This is a genomic window from Salmonella sp. SAL4457, assembly GCF_046548235.1.
GTDB lineage: Bacteria > Pseudomonadota > Gammaproteobacteria > Enterobacterales > Enterobacteriaceae > Salmonella > Salmonella enterica.
On the sequence record NZ_JBGDZO010001051.1, the window covers coordinates 1 to 248 of the forward strand.

The following is a 248-nucleotide window of genomic DNA, read 5'->3' on the forward strand; positions in this document are numbered from 1 at the left end:
GCCCATACGCCTACCACCCATTCGGGGCTGGACCAAGACTGTGTATCGGCGGGCCGCTGGCCACGGCGACTATTCGCATCGCGCTCGCCAAGATTCTCTCGAGATTCCGTCTCACGGTCGTGCCCGGCTCCGATATCGGCGTCCACGTGGAATCGACCAGGCTCGTGCCGACCAACGGCCTGCCGATGGAAATCCATTCGGCCGACGGTCAATTCGAGAGTAGCCCCATCGCGGGCAACGTCCAGGAG

Annotated in this window: 1 protein-coding gene; it reads left to right on the forward strand. The window is 63.7% G+C overall.

Annotation, left to right across the window (positions count from 1 at the left end):
- Nucleotides 1–248: cytochrome P450 (locus ACLJNW_RS27395; RefSeq protein ID WP_410961705.1), on the forward strand; the 248-nt coding region annotated here is incomplete at both ends.